4 protein-coding genes are annotated in these 2,449 nt (G+C 38.4%); all 4 read left to right on the forward strand.

Going from position 1 to position 2,449, the window contains the following annotated elements; translation table 11 throughout:
* Nucleotides 1–885: cobalt-precorrin-5B (C(1))-methyltransferase CbiD (gene cbiD, locus AC3AX0_RS11550; protein WP_487550433.1), on the forward strand; the 885-nt coding region annotated here is incomplete at its 5' end.
* Entirely contained in the window at nt 872–1,492 is a 621-nt protein-coding gene (cbiE, locus tag AC3AX0_RS11555) for a precorrin-6y C5,15-methyltransferase (decarboxylating) subunit CbiE (RefSeq protein ID WP_487550434.1), read from the forward strand. The genes cbiD and cbiE, both read left to right, overlap by 14 nt.
* Nucleotides 1,485–2,072: a precorrin-6Y C5,15-methyltransferase (decarboxylating) subunit CbiT gene (cbiT, locus tag AC3AX0_RS11560; protein WP_487550435.1), complete on the forward strand. Its 588-nt coding sequence runs from the start codon at nt 1,485–1,487 to the stop codon at nt 2,070–2,072. The genes cbiE and cbiT overlap by 8 nt, the downstream gene beginning before the upstream one ends.
* Before the next feature lie 39 nt (nt 2,073–2,111).
* The coding region (locus AC3AX0_RS11565; protein WP_487550436.1) for an SAM-dependent methyltransferase at nt 2,112–2,449 on the forward strand (338 nt) is incomplete at its 3' end.

The raw sequence follows: 2,449 nt of genomic DNA on the forward strand, positions 1-2,449 counted from the left end.
GGAATAGAACTCTATGCAAAAGCAGAGTGGTACAAGGATGGAATGACAGAAGATGGAATTACTATTGAAACGGGAATAGGAATAGGGAAAGTCACTAAAAAAGGACTTTCAGTGGCTCCGGGAAATCCTGCCATCAACCCTGTTCCAATGAAGATGATAAGGGAAGAAGCAGCTAAGGTTCTTCCGGATGGAAAAAGTGCAAAGATTACTCTATGGATTCCAAAGGGTGAAGAGCTGGCGAGAAAAACATTCAATCCAAGGCTTGGAATTATTGGAGGAATTTCCATAATAGGAACCACTGGAATTGTGGAACCCATGTCGGAAGAGGCTCTTAAAGAATCCTATGCTATTGAGATAAACATGATGGTGAAGGAAAACAATAAGACAATAATCTTTACTCCAGGAAATTACGGACTTGATTATATAAAGAAAAACAATCTTGATGAGAAAAAGGCAGTGAGGACTAGTAACTTCATAGGATACATGCTGGATAAAAGCCTGGAATACGGTGTGGAGAACATACTCTTCGTAGGACATGCAGGAAAAATGACAAAGATTGCAGCAGGTGTTTACCAGACCCACAGCAAATACGGTGACGGAAGGCTTGAAACTATTGCTGCCTTTGCAGGAATCTGCGGTTATGAAAGGGATGTCCTTGAGAATATACTTTCCTCCATAACTACAGATGAGGCAATAGGATATATAGAGGATAAAAGACATGAGGTCTATGAAATGATCTGTGAAAGGGCTGCGGAGAAATGCAGAGCCAGAGTCTTTGGAGATGTAAATGTGGAAACAGTAATTTTCACCAATGAATATGGTTTCTTGGGCAAAAGTAAAAATGCCCATAAACTTATAAAGGAGCTTGAAATTGGAAAGGATTAACATACTTGGAATGGGTCCCGGAAGCAGTGAATATGTGTTGCCTATTTCCCGGGAAATAATTGAGAAATCAGACATACTTATAGGGTCGGAAAGATATATAGACGATTACTGCAGTGACGGTCAAAAATCAATAGTTCTGTATTCAAACTATCCACAGGTCGTTGAATATCTTAGGAAAAATCTTGGAAGGGAAAGGATATCCATACTGGTTTCAGGGGATTCATCCTTCTACAGCTTGACAACATATATAAAGAAAAATATAGAAGTAAAGAATCTCAACATAGTTCCTGGAATAAGCTCACTTCAGTATTTATTTTCAAGAATAGGAATTAGCTACGAAAGGACACTCCTTACAAGCCTTCATGGCAGAGAGGAAGATTTCTGGGAAAGAGCCATGGATTTTGACAACATAGGAATCCTTACAGACAAGAATTGGAATCCAAAAATGATTGCAGAAGAGATAATAAAAAGAAATATGGACTTTAAATACATTTATGTTGGGGAAAAGCTGACCTATGGGGATGAAAAGATAAGTAGAATGACCATGGAAGAATGTCTTGAATTTGAAACTGACAATATAAATGCGGTGGTGATATCAAATGAATAGGAAAATAGTGCCGGGAATAGATGATGGAGACTTCATAAGAGAAAATGCACCAATGACGAAGAAAGAAGTAAGGGTAATCACCTGTTCGAAGCTCAACCTTGAAAAGGACTCAAAGGTACTGGACATAGGCGGAGGAACGGGTTCGACATCAATAGAGTTTGCAAGTCTTTCTCCGGAAATACAAGTTACAGTAATCGAGAGAAATTTTGATTCTTTTGAACTTATTAAAAAGAACATTGAAAAGTTCGGATTGGAAAATATTAGACCAATGTGTGGCAGGGCATGTGAAGACCTTCCAGATGAGAAATTCGACAGAATCTTCATAGGCGGTAGCGGAGGCAACATGGAGGAAATATTCCAGTGGATGGGAAGTCATCTTTCAGAAGGTGGAACCGTTGTAGCCAACACATTGACCATAGAAAACCTTTATAAAATGACATCAATGCTTAAGGAATACAACTATGAAAATATTGATGTAACCCAGGTGAATATTTCAAAAGGAAAAAACATTGCAAACCTAACAATGATGATTGCAAACAATCCCATATTTATAATATCGGGAGACAAGAAAACTTTATAAAACGAAAAACACAAGACATAAAAAAACAGGAGAATTATTATGAGCCAGGTATATTTCATAGGCGCCGGACCGGGTGCCACAGATTTGATAACAATTAGAGGAGCGAAACTCATAGAAAAAGCTGACGTGCTTATCTATGCAGGATCACTCGTGAACAAGGAAATACTTGATTTCAACAAGAAAAGTGATGAAATCTATAATAGTGCGTCAATGAATCTTGATGAGGTACTTGAGGTAACAATAAAGGCAGTTGAAGAAGGAAAAACTGTAGCAAGAATCCATACAGGAGATCCTTCAATATATGGAGCCATCAAGGAGCAGATGGACGAGCTTGAAAAGCACGACATCGAATTCGAAGTTGTTCCTGGAGTAAGCTC

It is taken from the genome of Dethiosulfatibacter sp. (assembly GCF_983023055.1).

Excerpts from the sequence above, each read along its gene's own strand:
- cbiT (WP_487550435.1), top strand. The coding sequence starts at position 1,485 with ATGAATAGGAAAATAGTGCCGGGAATAGATGATGGAGACTTCATAAGA.